22 protein-coding genes are annotated in these 13,972 nt (G+C 69.8%); 18 read left to right on the forward strand and 4 right to left on the reverse strand.

The features are described 5' to 3' along the window. The first annotated feature begins 20 nt into the window (after nt 1–20). From LNW72_RS41920 to LNW72_RS40970, 16 genes are all read left to right on the forward strand, one after another. Nucleotides 21–878 (forward strand): DUF4097 family beta strand repeat-containing protein, encoded by an 858-nt coding sequence (locus LNW72_RS41920; protein WP_250980637.1) that lies wholly within the window; start codon nt 21–23, stop codon nt 876–878. A gap of 95 nt (nt 879–973) precedes the next feature. Next, nucleotides 974–1,630: a hypothetical protein gene (locus LNW72_RS40900; protein ID WP_250980638.1), complete on the forward strand. Its 657-nt coding sequence runs from the start codon at nt 974–976 to the stop codon at nt 1,628–1,630. A gap of 124 nt (nt 1,631–1,754) precedes the next feature. Continuing rightward, nucleotides 1,755–2,012, forward strand: coding sequence for a hypothetical protein (locus tag LNW72_RS40905; RefSeq protein ID WP_250980639.1), 258 nt, complete (start codon nt 1,755–1,757; stop codon nt 2,010–2,012). A gap of 109 nt (nt 2,013–2,121) precedes the next feature. Then, nucleotides 2,122–2,592, forward strand: coding sequence for a DUF3307 domain-containing protein (locus tag LNW72_RS40910; RefSeq protein WP_250980640.1), 471 nt, complete (start codon nt 2,122–2,124; stop codon nt 2,590–2,592). Nucleotides 2,593–2,604: 12 nt separating this feature from the next. Next, nucleotides 2,605–3,309, forward strand: coding sequence for a hypothetical protein (locus LNW72_RS40915; RefSeq protein WP_250980641.1), 705 nt, complete (start codon nt 2,605–2,607; stop codon nt 3,307–3,309). A gap of 36 nt (nt 3,310–3,345) precedes the next feature. Continuing rightward, the gene (locus LNW72_RS40920; RefSeq protein ID WP_250980642.1) at nt 3,346–3,888 is read left to right on the forward strand and encodes a hypothetical protein; all 543 of its coding nucleotides are present in this window, start codon (nt 3,346–3,348) and stop codon (nt 3,886–3,888) included. A 41-nt stretch (nt 3,889–3,929) separates the two neighbouring features. Next, nucleotides 3,930–4,157 carry a hypothetical protein gene (locus LNW72_RS40925; protein ID WP_250980643.1) on the forward strand — a complete coding sequence of 76 codons (228 nt, stop codon included), beginning with the start codon at nt 3,930–3,932 and terminating at the stop codon, nt 4,155–4,157. A 92-nt stretch (nt 4,158–4,249) separates the two neighbouring features. Next, complete coding sequence (locus LNW72_RS40930) at nt 4,250–4,942, forward strand: GGDEF domain-containing protein (protein WP_250980644.1); 693 nt, start codon at nt 4,250–4,252, stop codon at nt 4,940–4,942. Continuing rightward, nucleotides 4,935–5,336 carry a hypothetical protein gene (locus tag LNW72_RS40935; RefSeq protein ID WP_250980645.1) on the forward strand — a complete coding sequence of 134 codons (402 nt, stop codon included), beginning with the start codon at nt 4,935–4,937 and terminating at the stop codon, nt 5,334–5,336. The genes LNW72_RS40930 and LNW72_RS40935 overlap by 8 nt, the downstream gene beginning before the upstream one ends. Next, complete coding sequence (locus tag LNW72_RS40940; protein WP_250980646.1) at nt 5,333–5,623, forward strand: WhiB family transcriptional regulator; 291 nt, start codon at nt 5,333–5,335, stop codon at nt 5,621–5,623. Before LNW72_RS40935 ends, LNW72_RS40940 begins: the two co-directional genes overlap by 4 nt. Beyond that, entirely contained in the window at nt 5,620–6,153 is a 534-nt protein-coding gene (locus tag LNW72_RS40945; RefSeq protein WP_250980647.1) for an Lsr2 family protein, read from the forward strand. The genes LNW72_RS40940 and LNW72_RS40945 overlap by 4 nt, the downstream gene beginning before the upstream one ends. Before the next feature lie 109 nt (nt 6,154–6,262). Next, nucleotides 6,263–6,493 (forward strand): hypothetical protein, encoded by a 231-nt coding sequence (locus LNW72_RS40950; RefSeq protein WP_250980648.1) that lies wholly within the window; start codon nt 6,263–6,265, stop codon nt 6,491–6,493. Between the two features lie 14 nt (nt 6,494–6,507). Next, complete coding sequence (dnaN, locus tag LNW72_RS40955) at nt 6,508–7,635, forward strand: DNA polymerase III subunit beta (protein ID WP_250980649.1); 1,128 nt, start codon at nt 6,508–6,510, stop codon at nt 7,633–7,635. 130 nt (nt 7,636–7,765) lie between these two features. Beyond that, the gene (locus tag LNW72_RS40960; RefSeq protein WP_250980650.1) at nt 7,766–8,146 is read left to right on the forward strand and encodes a hypothetical protein; all 381 of its coding nucleotides are present in this window, start codon (nt 7,766–7,768) and stop codon (nt 8,144–8,146) included. Between the two features lie 16 nt (nt 8,147–8,162). Continuing rightward, nucleotides 8,163–8,447, forward strand: coding sequence for a hypothetical protein (locus LNW72_RS40965; protein ID WP_250980651.1), 285 nt, complete (start codon nt 8,163–8,165; stop codon nt 8,445–8,447). Next, entirely contained in the window at nt 8,444–8,695 is a 252-nt protein-coding gene (locus LNW72_RS40970) for a hypothetical protein (protein ID WP_250980652.1), read from the forward strand. The genes LNW72_RS40965 and LNW72_RS40970 overlap by 4 nt, the downstream gene beginning before the upstream one ends. Before the next feature lie 87 nt (nt 8,696–8,782). Here the strand turns inward: LNW72_RS40970 and LNW72_RS40975 are convergent, their stop codons facing one another. The 3 genes from LNW72_RS40975 to LNW72_RS40985 all read right to left on the reverse strand — a co-directional run bounded on the left by LNW72_RS40975 (nt 8,783) and on the right by LNW72_RS40985 (nt 11,273). After that, complete coding sequence (locus LNW72_RS40975; RefSeq protein ID WP_250980653.1) at nt 8,783–9,622, reverse strand: hypothetical protein; 840 nt, start codon at nt 9,620–9,622, stop codon at nt 8,783–8,785. A gap of 134 nt (nt 9,623–9,756) precedes the next feature. Beyond that, nucleotides 9,757–10,539, reverse strand: coding sequence for a hypothetical protein (locus LNW72_RS40980; protein WP_250980654.1), 783 nt, complete (start codon nt 10,537–10,539; stop codon nt 9,757–9,759). Further along, entirely contained in the window at nt 10,539–11,273 is a 735-nt protein-coding gene (locus LNW72_RS40985; protein WP_250980655.1) for a ParA family protein, read from the reverse strand. The genes LNW72_RS40980 and LNW72_RS40985 overlap by 1 nt, the downstream gene beginning before the upstream one ends. Before the next feature lie 213 nt (nt 11,274–11,486). Between LNW72_RS40985 and LNW72_RS40990 the strand changes: the two genes are divergently transcribed. Together LNW72_RS40990 and LNW72_RS40995 are read left to right on the forward strand one after the other, a co-directional pair. Continuing rightward, on the forward strand, nt 11,487–12,053 hold the full coding sequence (locus tag LNW72_RS40990) for a hypothetical protein (RefSeq protein ID WP_250980656.1): 567 nt from the start codon (nt 11,487–11,489) through the stop codon (nt 12,051–12,053). Between the two features lie 316 nt (nt 12,054–12,369). Beyond that, nucleotides 12,370–12,813: a hypothetical protein gene (locus LNW72_RS40995; RefSeq protein ID WP_250980657.1), complete on the forward strand. Its 444-nt coding sequence runs from the start codon at nt 12,370–12,372 to the stop codon at nt 12,811–12,813. Nucleotides 12,814–12,847: 34 nt separating this feature from the next. Here LNW72_RS40995 and LNW72_RS41000 read toward each other — a convergent pair whose 3' ends face one another. Then, nucleotides 12,848–13,033 (reverse strand): hypothetical protein, encoded by a 186-nt coding sequence (locus LNW72_RS41000; RefSeq protein WP_250980658.1) that lies wholly within the window; start codon nt 13,031–13,033, stop codon nt 12,848–12,850. Between the last annotated feature and the right edge of the window lie 939 nt (nt 13,034–13,972).

The raw sequence follows: 13,972 nt of genomic DNA on the forward strand, positions 1-13,972 counted from the left end.
CCCCACAACCAGGAGACCTTGTGTCCACTCAGATGAAGATCACCGCCGAGCACACCGGCCCCATCAGCCTCGACTTATCCGTTCAGACCGGCACCGTCCGCGTCACCGTCGACCCGGCCATCACCCAGGCTGTCGTCACGGTCGCCACCGACGACGACGAGGGCCTGGTCGCCGACGCGATCCGCGCCATCACCAGCACGGAGTTCACCCGTGCCGCCGACGCCTGGCTGAAGGTCACCGTCCCGCAGATCCCCGGCAGCAGCGGCTCCGTCCAGATGGGCGGCAGCAGCTTCCACTTCAACGGCGGCGTCGGCATGAGCGTGGTGTCCGTCGACAGCATCGGCGTGGGCATGCAGATGATCGGCAACGACGTCTACATGGGCGGCAAGAAGGTCATCGAGAACGGGCGGGTGATCGCGGCGACCGGCACGGTCGTCACCGGCACCGGCCGCGCCGGCACCCTCACCGTGGACGTGACGCTGCCGCCCCACTCCAGCCTCCGCCTGTCGACCACCAGCGCCAGCCTGCAGGTCCGTTCCGGCGACCTGGACAGCCTGGACGTACAAACGGTGAGCGGCAGCGTGGAGGCTCAGGGCGTAGGGCGCCTGACCGCCAACACCACCAGCGGCAGCGTCTACGTCGACTCGGTCGACACCTCCGTCGCGGTCACCAGCGTCTCCGGCGCCGTCGAGATCGGCGCCTACAGCGGCAGCAGTTTCACCGCCAACTCCGTCTCCGGCGCTATCCGGATGACCGCCACCCCGGCCGCGAGCGGCTCGGTCAGCGCCCGCACGGTCTCCGGTGCCATCGCCACCCGCGCCGCCACCCACCTGGACGTCCGCACCCGCAGCGTCTCCGGCCGCATCGACACCCGCTGAATCCGCCCCGGGGCGGCCGTCAGGTCGCCACACTCAGCCGGCCGCCCCGGGCCCCTTTCGCCCCGCACCACTGGTTCCCGACCACGGAGCAGCTCATGACCCGCACGAACCACCTCGACAGCCGCCGCTTCACCGGCTTACGCCGCACCCTGACCGGCCTGTTGGACTGGGTATCCATCCCCGTCATCGGTGCCGGCATCGCCGCCGCCGTCCTCACCCTGCCCAGCAGCTACTTCACCTTCGGCCCGGACTGGTTCACCCGCGCCGCGCACACCCGCGTCACCGTCGCGATGCCGTTCGCCCTGCTGTGCGGCGCCCTGGTCCTGAACCTGGTCCTGGAGACGATCGCCAACCTGACCAACCCGGATGAAGCCCCCGACCCGTGCGAGATCGCCGACGACAACGCTGACTGGGCCTGGCGCGCGGCCCTGTCCGTCAGCCAACTGCGCGAGACCGTGCAGCGCGGTACCCGGCAGGAGGGCAAGGCGTTCGAGATGCTGCAGGACTCCTGCCTGCTGCGCGAGGTCCACCTGCTCCTGGGCGACCTCGCCGACCGCTACCAGGACCGCGAGCCCGTCACCACCGGTCCCGTCGCGGGCATCGTGTCGACCGTCGACCAGCTGATGGCCGAAGACCTGCGCGCCAGCTCCGAGTACGTCCGACAGGTCGCGGTGATCCTCGGCGACGAGGAACTCATCACCGGCCCCGGCGACGTCGACGACCGGGTGCCCGCGCACGACGCCCAGGTGTAGATCCGCCCCGGGGCGGCCGTCAGGTCGCCAAACTCAGCCAGCCGCCCCGGGCCCCTTTGACCCCGCTCCAACCGGAGCAGGAGGAGATCCCATCCTTCCCGATCCGTGACGGAGCAACCACCTCATGAGCCCCCGCCCCGAGCCCGAAGTCCGCAAAGCCCTCAAAGACCGAGTGGCCGCCGCCCTGATCACCCGCGATGCGGCCAAGGAAAAGGCCGAGCGCACGTTCTGGACGACCATCGCCGCCGAACTCGACACCGGCTACTTCGGCGCCCAGGCCGACATCGCCGAAGCCCTCGACTTCACCCGCGACTACGTCCGCAAATCCGTCCAGCGCTGGGCACCCCAGCCCGCCAAGGAGCAGCCGCCGGCGAAGAAGTAGTCCGCCCGCGCTACTCGCCCAACCTCCCGGGGGCGGCCGTCAGGTCGCCAACTCAGCCAGCCTCCCCCGGGCCCCCGATCCCGTCCCACCGCCCCAGGAAGGCCCCGCCATGCCCGCAATCGTCTTCGCCGCCGTGTTCATCGCCTTATTCGTCGCCCACTCCGTGGGTGACCACTGGGTGCAGACCTCCCACCAGGCGCAGGCCAAGGGCCTGCCCGGCTGGCCCGGCCGCCTCGCCGACGCACGCCACGTCCTGGGCCTGACCCTCACCAAGGGCATCACCCTGGCCGCAGCCGTCCTCGCCCTGGACCTGCACATCACCGTCCTGGGCGTCACCGCCGGCCTTGCCCTGGACGCCGCCAGCCACTGGTGGGCCGATCGCCGCACCACCCTGGCCCGCCTCGCCCAGTTGACCGGCAAGAGCGAGTTCTTCTCCCTCGGCACCGGCGCCCACCCGGCCGCCCCGGTCACCGCCAAGGGCACCCCCGCTGCCCACCTGGGCACCGGCGCGTACGCCCTGGACCAGTCCTTCCACCACCTGTTCCTGTTCATCGCCGCGCTGCTCATCGCGACCGTCTGAGGGGGAGCTGACATGTCGGTTCAGGCGATGACGACCACGACCCTGCCCAGCACGTTCCGGTCCCAGAGCGCCCTGGCCGCCGCCGTCGACGCTGTGTTCGTCGAGGCGCTCGCCGAGGAACTGACCCTCGCCCTGGCCGACGCCGCCCCGGACCGACCGGCGATCGTCCTGCCCGACCTCGACACCCTCCTCGCCCAGGCCGGGATCGTCACCGGCCCCAGCGCCCCCGATCCCCGCGCCCCTTCCCGCACCAGCCATCTGGCCGCAGCCGGCGGGCACCTGGCGGCTCGCGCCGCCTGGTGGCTGCTCAAGGCCTCCGTCTACGCCACCGCCGTGATCCTGCGCTACGTCCTCGTCACCAGCTGGCGGCTGCTCTTCGGCACCGGCCCCACGCCGACACCGGCCCAGCCCCGCGGACGGGAGCAGCTGCTCCCGTCCGAGTTCCTGACCGCCACCAGCGCACACATCGCCGAGCGCGGCTGGACGCAGTTCACCCTCGCCTCCCGCCGAGGCGTGTGCCTGCTGGGCGCCGAACAGGCCCTGCTGCAGGACGGCATCGGCAACCGGCACACCGCAGAGCGCGCCAACTCTCACCTGCTGCAGGTGACCGGCGCCCGTTCGGTGCCCCGCTGGAACGACCGCCTGACCCGGCAGGAAACCCAAGTCCACGCAGCCCTGCTGAACGCCGCCGCCCGCGCTCGCGCCGCCGGCGAATAACCCCTGCACCGCCAGCTCCCGACCGAGGAGACCGCCATGCAGATCACCGTCGACTCCCACCAGCTCGGACTGTTCGGCCAGCGCCGCCTCCAGAAGGACGTCGCCCGCCTCGCCGAGCAGGCCGCCACCCTCGTGCAGCGGCAGTGCGGGCGTCTGCCGCAGGTCCGCTTGACCCTCACCCACGAGCGCGGCCTGGCCCAGCTCGCCACCGCCGCTGACGGCGCATTCGCCCCCGACGCGAGCCTGCTCTCCAAGGCACGTCAGGCACGCGGGCAACGGCGCGGTGCGCGCGGCGCGTTCGGCATCACTGTCCTGAACCCGGCCGGCGGCATCCACATCATCATCAATGTCGCCCTGGCCGAAGCCGCCAGCGAACTGGCCGTCACCGTGCTGCACGAGCTGGTGCACGCCGTGCAACTCAACGCCCCCGGCGCCCGCGAGCTCCACATCCGCGACATCCACCACGCCTACGGCGTGACCCGGTGGTCACGCCGCGAAGAGCGCGACTACAACGCCCTGGTCGACCGCCGCGAAGCCGAAGCCCGCGGCCTGGAACACCTCGCCGCGCAGCTCACCTGACCCTGCCCGACCGCCCGCACCGACCAGAAGGAGATGAGGACATGAGCGGAGACCCGTACCTGGTGACGTTCGTCCTCCAGGACCACGACGACACCCACCGCACCCAGTTCTGCTACGTCATCAAAGGCTGCGCGAGCCGAACCGTCGCGGAAGACCGAGCCCGGCAGCTGGCCGACTCCCCCGCCGAGCGCGCCGCCCGCCACTATCGGCCGCTGGCCAAGAACTGCCAGGTCCGCCCCGTCTTCAACGGGATCGGTTCCGGCTGGTAGATCCGCCCCGGGACGGCCGCCTGGCCGTCAACCCAACAGCCGTCCCGGGCCAACCAACCCACGCAAACACAGCGAGAAGGAAGGGCACCATCATGCCCGCTTCTGCCGTACGCCAGCGTCGACTCCTCCTGATCACCGCCACCGCCCTGCCCACGATGGCCGCCTGGGCCCTGGACCACCACCGGCTCGGCACCCAGCTGGCCGCCGCCCGCCGCGACCCGCTCACCGGCCTTCCCACCCGCGACGAATTCACCACCCGCGCCACCCAGCTCGCCGACCGCCACCCCGCCGACACCGTCCTCCTGGTCGTCGACGTCGACTACTTCAAGGACACCAACGACGCCTTCGGCCATGCGGCCGGCGACGCCGTCCTGGCCGCGATCGGCCGCCGCCTGCAGACCTGGACCAACGACCATCACGGAATCGCCGGCCGCATCGGCGGCGACGAATTCACCGCCGCCGCCCGCCTGCAGCCCACCGCCACCATGACGGCGCTGACCGACCTGCAGCACGCCCTGACCCGTCCCGTGCCGTGGGACGGCCGGCACCTGCCCGTCGCCGTCTCCATCGGCGCAGCCCAGACCCGGGACCACACCTTCGCGCAGGCGCTGCGCGCGGCCGACACCGCGATGTACGCCACCAAGCACACCGGAACCCCCCGGCTCTGGGCGCCGTACGACACCCCGGCCCCGACCATCAACGGCCGCCGGCAGGGCCGCCACGGCACCCACCTGGCCCCGGCCGCCGTCGCGGCACCCGCTGGAAGGACCCCCGCTGATGACTGACCTCTCCCCCCGCCTGGACACCATCCTCGGAGCCGAAACCGCCGCGCAGCTCGTCCACCAGCTCACCGCCCACCTCGCCCACGCCGACGCGCTGCCCGTCGACGTCGCGTTCCGGATGGTGTGCGAGCGGATGGCCGACGGCGACCCGCTGCTGCTCGCCGCCCCGGGCCAGGTCTGGGTCCGTCACCCCGACGCTGACCCGGACGACGTCCCCGCCCACCGCTTGGCCGTCCGCGACCGGCTCGCCGAGCCGCCGCGCGTGATCGTCACCTGCCTGGACGGCAACGCGGTCGGCGAGAGCGATGAACTGCTCCTGGACGTGCTGCACCTGTACCAGCTCGAGTCCTGGCAGCCGATCGACGTGTGCGCCCCGTGGATCGGCGACCTCCGGTGACCGCCGTCGCGGTGCGCCTGGCCCCGTTCCCGCCGCTGACCGGCGCCGAACCGTGCCGACGGTCGGATGTCGATCCTGAGCTGTGGTTCAGCGCCAGCGCCCTGGACCAGGGCGAGGCGGCCGACCACTGCCGCGCCTGCCCTATCCGCTCGCAGTGCCTGGCCTACGCCCTGGACCACCCTGCCGAGACGTCCGACGGCGTGTGGGCTGCCACCACGCCCAAACAGCGTCGCGCCCTGCGCCGCCAGTTCGCCAACACCGCCACCGACTCCGAGGAGACGTCATGACCGCAACCGCCACCCGCCCCGGCACCGAGGACCCGGTCGCCCTGGCCGTCGACATGCTCAAGAACAACACCCCCGCGGCCACCGTCGCGGCCGAGACCGGGCTGAGTTTCGGTGAGGTCGTCGCCGCAGCCGAGGCCGCCGGCATCACCCGCACGCCCGACCTCACCGCGCTCGGCAAGGAGATGGCTGAGGCCCTGGAATGGGGCCGCCGCCACGACAGCAAGAAGGTCCGCGCTCTCGCCGACCGGGCCCGCGCCGCGCTGAACGACCTTGCCCGCTGGCGCCGCAACGAGTCCGTGGCCACCGAGGCCGAGAGCGAGATCGCCCGCCTGCGCAAGCAGCTCGCCGCCGCCGAGGACAAGCTGCGCGCCGCCACCGGCAAGACCCCCTCGCCCACGGCCGCCTACTCCAAGGCCCAGCGTGACGAGATCCGCCAGTGGGCCCGTCTCAACGGCCACACCGTCGGCGACCACGGCATCATCCCCGCCGCCGTCCTTGGGGCCTGGCAGAACGCCCACCGCAGCCGATGACCACCCGCCGGTGCCCGCCGAGCCAGCCCGGCAGGCACCGGCGCACCCGCCCGCTCCACACGACGTGTCCCTCCCCCTCGATCTCCCGTCGACATCCGTAAGGAATCCGATGCGCATCATCGCCACCATCCGGCCCATCCACGCCGACCAGACCGTGTGCACCCACAAGGTCACCAGCACCGGCAAGCCCAAAGAAGCCGGCTGCACCGGCCGTACCGCGTACACCGCCACGTGCTCGGCCGGTGACTGGACCGAGACCGGCACCACCAAGGCCGCGCTGGAGTACGTCCGCGACAGTCACCTGCGCAGCCACATCGCCCAGCCCGCCATCGACGCCTGAAGGAGTCCCGCCGCATGAAGCTGACCGTGCACCCCCGCGCCCTGGCCGACGCCGTCACCGTCGCCGGCCACGCGCTGCCCGGCCGCCCGCCCGTGCCCGTCATGGCCGCCCTCAGATTGCACGCCGAGGGCAACACCCTCACCGTCACCGGCTACGACTACGACACCTGCGCGAACTCCGACGCCCCGGCCGTCGTCACCGACCCGGGCACCGTCCTGGTCCCGGGCCGGCTGCTCACTGACATCGCCCGCACCCTGCGCCACGACGACATCCACATCACCACCACCGACACCCTGCTGGTCCTGGAGTCGGGCGCCGCCCGGTTCACCCTGCGCACCCTCCCGCTGGAGGAGTACCCCCAGCTCCCCGACCACCCCGGCATCTCCGGCACGATCGCCAGCCCCGACTTCGTCGCGGCGGTCACCCAGGTCGCCCTCGCCGCCAACCGCGACGACACCCTGCCCGTCCTGACCGGCGTGCAGCTGACCGCCGCCGGCGACACCCTGACCCTGGCCGCCACCGACCGCTACCGCTTCGCCGTCCGCACCCTGCAGTGGCGGCCCAACGACCCCGGCGCCTCCGGGCAGGCGCTGCTCCCCGCCAAGGCGCTGCTGGAGACCGCCAAAGCCCTCGCCGACGACCCCAGCGTGTATCTGGCCCTGCCCACCCAGTCCTACGGCATCACCGGCTTCACCAGCGACACCCAGCGCATCATCCTGCGCGGCCTGGAAGGCGCACTGCCCCAGTACGACAAGCTCTTCCCCACGCAGTTCGAGGCGCAGGCCGCTGTCAACACTGCCGACCTGGCTGCCGCAGTCAAGCGCGTCGCCCTGGTCGCCGAACGCAACACCCCGGTCCGCCTCACCTTCACCGAGGGCGCCGTCACCCTCGAGGCCGGCACCAGCGACGACGCGCAGGCCGTCGACGGCACCGACGCCGCCTACACCGACCACTCCGGCGAGCACCCCACGTTCGGCATCGCCTTCAACCCCCAGTTCCTGCTGGACGGCCTCACCGCAATCGGCCACGAGACCACCCGCTTCGCCTTCACCATCCCGCACAAGCCCGCCGTGCTGCGCGCCGACAGCGGCCCCGACGCCCGCCTGCAGTACCTGCTGATGCCGGTCCGCCTGTCCGGCTGACTCCGCCGCGCGGGGCGGGGTCAGCCCGGCCGCCCCGCCGCGACGGTCCGCCCCTCAGCGCCCTGGGGCGGCTGCCGGCCATCGAGGCCCGGCCGCCCCGGCGCCACCCCTTCAAGCAAGGAATCCCCCGATGACAGAGCACACCCCGCGCTGGCGGCGCTGCGGACATGGCCCCGGCGACATGCAGCCGGGCGACCGCATCGTGGTGGACGCGTTCCGGGCAGTCTTGACCGCCCGCGCCCACCCCCGCCCCTTCACCCTGAACACCGACCTGGCGATCCTCACCGGCCTGACCGTGGACCGCGCCCGCCCGCAGCCCGGCCAATCGGCGGACAGCGAGACGCTCGTGCTGGCCTTGGTCGACGCCGCCACCGGCGAGCTGCCCGCCACCGGCTGGCAGGTCTACCCCCGCGCCCGGGTCATCGGCCCTTGGGAAGCGATCTACGAGCCGATGACCAGTCCCCCACCGATCCCACCGGCCACCATCCGGGCGGCGTACCGTGGCCAGTAGCCGAGGGAGGACCACCATGGGCGATATCGCAGAAGCCACCTGGACCACGCACATTCGCGGGGAACGCGTCGAGATCCCCGCGACCATCGAGGGCATCCGCGCCACGCTTCCCGCCGCCGACGTCGACGCGTTCGACGCTGAGATCGCCCACACACCCGCCCAGGACCTGCACCGCGTCCTCGCCCGCTGGGCCCTGCCCGCTGCCGCAATAGCCGAAGACGACGACGCTCTCGCCCGCCTGCGGGCCGGAGACTTCTCCGGCTGCGTCTCCCAGGACGAACCGCGCACGGGGGTGGCGTGAGCCGCTTCCGCATTCAGTACGCAGACCAGGCCGAGGCCTCCCGCCAGGCCATGACCCCCGCGCTGCGCACCGCCTTCGAGCAAGCCATGACCAAAACCCTGGGCACCGATCCCTACGGGCACGGATCTGCCGCCATCAAGAAGGACAACGACTACCGGGAAGCCACCATCGGCGGCGTCTTCGTCGTCTACTACGTATCGCCGGCGCCCGACGTTCTCGTCGTCACTGCCCTGCGCCTCCTGTACTGAGCCACCCCGAACGACTCGAAGGCCCTACCGGAAGGGCTCCGGCAGGGCCTTCGGCGTTTCGGATATTTCTGAGAAATATCCGTGGACTCAAGGGGTGCGGGTGACTGCTCCCGAGACGAACCACTGCACGAGAGCCGCAGCCAGATGAACACCGGCGCGAGCCGACTCCAGGGTTTCCGGCACGGTGGGCGTCTTCGCTCCGTGGCGCGCGGTCTGCCCCCGCCACAATGCACGCATCATCGTCTCGACCACCCCGATCGGCTCTCCCCCGGCCGAGTCGGGGATCACGAAGCTGAGCTTCGCCCGAATATTCTTGATCTCCCCGAGCATGCTCCCGAGCGTCGCACCGGGATGGTTCGGCTGAAGCACGGGGTGGGCGGCGCATTCCACCGCCTTGATTGCCTCGCTGTATGCCCGCACCGAGTCGGGGTGCACCCCATACGCGGCCTGCCACGCAGCAGCCAGGTGGTCGCCGGCAGACGACGACACCGATGCTTCCTCGATGGTTTCCATCACCGGCTCGCGCGCGGCAGGGATGATCCGCCACTCCAGGGCGTCCTGCGCCTTGTTGACGCGATAGGCCGATCCGGCGCTGTCCAGGATCCGGGTGAGTTGCCCGTCGGAGTCGCCACCCATGTAATCCGATGCATCGCCTTCCCAGCTCAGGAGAGCGTCGACTACATCGAGCAGTTCCATGCCGTCTGTCCGGAGCAGCGTGCCCCGATCGGATTCGCCGGGACGGGGAACGAACCGAAGCCGCAGTGCAAGCTCGACAGCATCGTCGTCGCTACCGTCTGAGAAGTGCCCGGAGACCCAGGCGCGCAAGGCACTCTCGAGATGCCGCGGAACGCCCTCGTAGGGCGCCTCGTCATAAGGTGCGTTGTGCCCGAGACGCACGGAGAACGGCTGCCGCTCCGGAAGGTTCATGGCTGTAGAGCGTACTCAGGGCAGGCCGCCAGGCTGGCGGAATTAGCTCCGCTCACTGGTGGAGTGGGGTAGCGGACCACAACGGGCCCGACACGCAATCACGCGTGTCGGGCCCGTCCTCGTCCGCCAGGCCGTCAGCCGACCGCCAACAACTTCGCCAGCATCAGACGATCCTCCACCGCCATGTGCTCCCGTAGCAGCTGGTCGAGAGCCTTCGGCGAGCCCCACGGCAGAGCATCGGACAGGCTCGCCGGCCCCGCTGCCGGATTCACTGCGCTGCGAGCACTGCGGCGCTTGGGAATAGCAGGCCGGGCCACCGCGGCGAACTTCTCGACCGCCTTGCGTGCCGCCGCCGTCGCTGCCTTCACGTCGAACTTCTCGCCCTTGGGCAGCGCCTTCACCGCAGCCTTTATGACCTCCGCCGTCACCGGCACGCCATCGACCGCCAACGCCGTGCGATACACGACGCCCGCCGCTTCCACGCCGTGCAGGTCAGCGACCGGAACCAACTCAAGGACCGTGGCCTGGTTCAGCTTTTTGACGCCAATTGGCGTCAAACCGTTCGACTGTGAATCGAACAGGGACTCAGCGACCGGCCACGTCCGGATCAACTTGTCCGCCTGCCCCCGCGACATGTCCCACCGGTCCTCCAGGTAGGCGTCGAAGGTCTTGTGAGTGCCCCGGTAGAGCCGGCCGTCACGCACGATCTGCAGCGCCTTACCCGCAGCCCAGAACGCCCACTTCAGCGTTTCGATCGCGGCCTCGCAGCGAGCAAAAACCTCCTGCTCCTCACCGATCAGCACCGGAGTGTCGGCGATCGGACGCTGCGGGGGAGTGGGCAGCTTCAGCGCCACATCCGTCGCCGACTCCGGCCGCCGCCCGCCGACACCGGCACCCGAGTTCAATCGCCGGCCCATCAGAGGTTCTGCTCCACACACAGGGCGAGGCTCATGAAGTCCTCGCGGGCTCTCAGCGCGGTGCCGCTTTCCTTGTACTCCACGACCGTCAGCCCGTTCTCGGCCGCATGCGCGTGGATCTTGTACTTCCGGATCGGATCGGCCATCCGTGGATAGCCGTGCTCGTCAATCCACGTCTTGACCTTGTCCAGCGCCGTGTCGCCGTCCCGAGGGTCGTGCAGATTGATCACCACGATGAAGGGGATGCCCCGCGGCTTCAGAATGCGCTCAATGGTGAACTCAGCCGGCTTCCATGACAGCCACTCCGGTGTGATCGGCACGATTGCCAGATCAGCCAGCTCCAGCACCTCGCGCAGAGCGTCCGCAACTCGGCTCTCCCCGAGCGGATCGTCACCCCACTCCGCGTCCGGGTCGATCTCCATGAAGCCGGGGGTGTCCACGATCACGCGCTTACGGGTGGGGCTGTCCTTGAGCTCGGTCAGGATGCCGACCTTCCCCCGCGTCACCAGGTAGTCGAACGGCAGCACTTCCTCGGGCACAGCGTCAGCCCAGTCCTCAAGGCTGCCCTGTGGGTCGACGCCGGCCGCGACGACTGCGGCGTCCTCAATGTCGTTCTGCATGACGCTGCTGCGCCCGCTCACGGCCGCCAGGTTGACCGTTATCGTCGACTTCCCGGCGCCGCCCTTCTGCTGGATGACGATGATGAACTTCGGGCCGGTGGCCCTGGCCGCCACAGCGGTAGCAGACCGCTGGGCAGGGTGGTGGTACTCAAGAGACAACCTCCGTCGCTTCCCCGTAGGTACTCGGATTGGTCTGCACAGAATGCCAGACGACCGAACACCACCAGCGCAACCATCCCGAGAACCACCAAATCGAGCAGCACGCGCCGGTGGCCCGATCTGACGAGCGACTGAGGATACGGCGCTGGACGTCGTTAGAGTGCGCGGATGCCGTCAACGTTGACCGTGCCGCCGTCCGTCGTCCTTGCGGCAGGAGCGACCGCGCCTGCGTGGGTGGCTTACACCGGCTTGTGCGTCGCTGCTTTGTCCGCCTGCGCGGTCGTCGCGAACTTTGTGGTCACGCGCTACCAGGCCAGCAAGCAGGAGAAGCGCCAGTACGCCGACTACGTCGCCGCCTGGACCGGCCCGGCCGTCACGGGCTGCGAGGGCATTGAGGGCTACCACTTCCACACCGTCATCGTGCACAACGGCTCAGAGCAGCCGGTCTACGACGCCGTCGTGCTCATCGACATGAGCGAGCGTGCGGAGATGATGGAAGGCGAGGAACCCCTGGCGGTGCTGGCCGTCGGCCTGGTCCCTCCCAAAGAGCGAGTGGAGAAAGAGATCGATTGCTCGGGTCAGCTCGACCCGTTCTTTCCCGCGCCCCTGGCTGTGGCCTTCACCGACGTACGGGCCGTGAAGTGGGAACGGGACATCGAGGGCAAGCTGAGCCGGGTGAAGCCCGAACGCGGCGTCCTGCCGGCCGAAGAAGCTCAGGCAGAGGGCAACAGCTGAGCTCGCCACCGCACGAGACGGACGGCGTGTCAGGTCAGGATGCATCCGGGCTCGGAAATGCTGTCGTGGACAGTGTTTCCGCAGGTGGCGGTGTCAGATGTCAGGACGGATGTCAGGATCAGTGTCAGGACCCGTAACCAGACATCGGCCACATTGGTGCCGCCCCACGCTGCTAGGCGGGCTCGGCAGCAGCCGTGACGCGAAGGAGCAACGGCCGGTCACTTTCGCGAGCTGGTGAGGATATCGGGCTGCCATCCCGCGATACGCCGCACCATCGCGGCCTCTGTCCACAGCCCGGATTTTGCAGGGTGGGGGCATGAGCGATGACACGAGCATGATGCGGCCGGTGTTGTGCGAGCAGCACCACACCTTCTCCTGCGACGTCGGCCAGGGCCAGGTGTGCTGGGAGCTGGTGCCGAACGGTTTCCAGGCGCAGTTGCTGTTCCTGATCGATCAGCGCATCCGGCAGCGGGAGGCTGACGATCCGGGGGAGCGCCCCCGAACCACCAGGCGGTCCAGTGTCGCATTCGTGGCGATGTGGCTGGGTGTGGAGCCGCGGGTGGTGCGTCGTCACGCGCGGGGATGGGTGTTCGCGTGGCCGGGGCGGGAGCTGCGGGGGCGGGTGTACGAGCGGGTACTGGACACCGTGTGCCCGTACCGGCTGGCGGAGTCGGAAGCCGAACTGGCCGAACAGATGGCCAAAGAGGCGCGCCGGGAGGCTCGACAGGCCGCCCGGCGCCGTAGTCGCACAGACACGTGAGCCTGCCGCGCCCGCCGCCACGTCCGTCTCAGGCTCAGTGCCGGCGGTGCCGGTTGCGGCGTGGACGGTTCCAGTAACCCGTCCACCAGGCGAGCAGGTCTTTGGAGTTCCGGGGAAGCACGATCCACATGAGGAGCGCGGTGTAGATGCAGAGAAGGGTTGCCCACCAGGGGGCGCCGGAGATGGTGAGGATGCCGGCGAGCGCGGCGTTGATCTTCACGCGGAGGGGTTCCTGTTCACGTGGAAGCGCGGGCAAGTGGCAGGACAACCACCATGTGGTGGTGTCGTCCGCGGGGTGTTGCCGCGCGGTCGGCCTTCGTGCCGGCCCCTAGGTGGGGCGTCCTCGTGAAAGGTGTTCGGAGTCCCCGAGGTGGGGCTGCTCCTCTGCCAGCGTAGGCGCTCGCCCACAGTTGTCCAGCGAGCTTCCCCCTGACGACAGGTGAGGGCTGGTCAGGAGCGTGCTGAGGAGGCCTCTTGGTCCCGATGGGGGTTGGGTTCATGTCGTCTCCCGGCGTCGATCCATCGCGCTGTCCTTGGGGTTATGGGTGGAGGCGGCTGTTTGTGACGGTCGCCTTCGGCTTTTCGGAGCTCGGTGGCCGTCGGGGAGGTTCGAGGGTGTCGATTGCCTCTTATCGGTCCTGGAGTGCATGGGGTTCCCGGCCCCTTGCCTGTTGCTGGCCGCGCTGAGCCGGGTGGTTGTGGTTTGCATGCTGGGATGTGGCTGTTGGTGAGCTGCTGATGTGCCGGGTGTGTGGGTGGTGTTGGGGTGGTGGTTGGCCGGCCTTCGGGCCGGCCACGGGGAGGGGCCCGAAGGGCTCCGGTGGGTGGTGTCCTGTGGTGGCTCCGGGCCGGTCCTGAATTTCTCGGCCGCTATTCCGCCAAGGAATAACTACCTAAAACACCGTCAGATCACATAGAACCGTGGCACCATCATGTATCGCCGAAGGCGATTAGCAAGACACCCAAGACGTGCCCGTACCTGATTTCAGAATTCAGCGACTGACAGAAATGACACACCCCGAGCACAGCCGCTATAATCAATTCAGAGCGCACACCACATAAGCCCGCTCACATCTGACGATAAGTCACCACCGGAACGCCCCGGATAACGGGCCGAAGGCCCAACTCACAACACCCCCGCGCTCTCCCTCGGCCGGTC

The sequence above is a fragment of the Streptomyces sp. RKAG293 genome (assembly GCF_023701745.1).
In the GTDB taxonomy this organism is placed as follows: Bacteria; Actinomycetota; Actinomycetes; order Streptomycetales; family Streptomycetaceae; genus Actinacidiphila.

Coding starts and splice junctions, on each gene's coding strand:
- LNW72_RS40900 (WP_250980638.1), top strand. CDS start 974: ATGACCCGCACGAACCACCTCGACAGCCGCCGCTTCACCGGCTTACGC.
- LNW72_RS40905 (WP_250980639.1), top strand. CDS start 1,755: ATGAGCCCCCGCCCCGAGCCCGAAGTCCGCAAAGCCCTCAAAGACCGA.
- LNW72_RS40910 (WP_250980640.1), top strand. CDS start 2,122: ATGCCCGCAATCGTCTTCGCCGCCGTGTTCATCGCCTTATTCGTCGCC.
- LNW72_RS40915 (WP_250980641.1), top strand. CDS start 2,605: ATGTCGGTTCAGGCGATGACGACCACGACCCTGCCCAGCACGTTCCGG.
- LNW72_RS40920 (WP_250980642.1), top strand. CDS start 3,346: ATGCAGATCACCGTCGACTCCCACCAGCTCGGACTGTTCGGCCAGCGC.
- LNW72_RS40925 (WP_250980643.1), top strand. CDS start 3,930: ATGAGCGGAGACCCGTACCTGGTGACGTTCGTCCTCCAGGACCACGAC.
- LNW72_RS40930 (WP_250980644.1), top strand. CDS start 4,250: ATGCCCGCTTCTGCCGTACGCCAGCGTCGACTCCTCCTGATCACCGCC.
- LNW72_RS40935 (WP_250980645.1), top strand. CDS start 4,935: ATGACTGACCTCTCCCCCCGCCTGGACACCATCCTCGGAGCCGAAACC.
- LNW72_RS40945 (WP_250980647.1), top strand. CDS start 5,620: ATGACCGCAACCGCCACCCGCCCCGGCACCGAGGACCCGGTCGCCCTG.
- LNW72_RS40950 (WP_250980648.1), top strand. CDS start 6,263: ATGCGCATCATCGCCACCATCCGGCCCATCCACGCCGACCAGACCGTG.
- dnaN (WP_250980649.1), top strand. CDS start 6,508: ATGAAGCTGACCGTGCACCCCCGCGCCCTGGCCGACGCCGTCACCGTC.
- LNW72_RS40960 (WP_250980650.1), top strand. CDS start 7,766: ATGACAGAGCACACCCCGCGCTGGCGGCGCTGCGGACATGGCCCCGGC.
- LNW72_RS40965 (WP_250980651.1), top strand. CDS start 8,163: ATGGGCGATATCGCAGAAGCCACCTGGACCACGCACATTCGCGGGGAA.
- LNW72_RS40975 (WP_250980653.1), bottom strand. CDS start 9,622: ATGAACCTTCCGGAGCGGCAGCCGTTCTCCGTGCGTCTCGGGCACAAC.
- LNW72_RS40980 (WP_250980654.1), bottom strand. CDS start 10,539: ATGGGCCGGCGATTGAACTCGGGTGCCGGTGTCGGCGGGCGGCGGCCG.
- LNW72_RS40990 (WP_250980656.1), top strand. CDS start 11,487: ATGCCGTCAACGTTGACCGTGCCGCCGTCCGTCGTCCTTGCGGCAGGA.
- LNW72_RS40995 (WP_250980657.1), top strand. CDS start 12,370: ATGAGCGATGACACGAGCATGATGCGGCCGGTGTTGTGCGAGCAGCAC.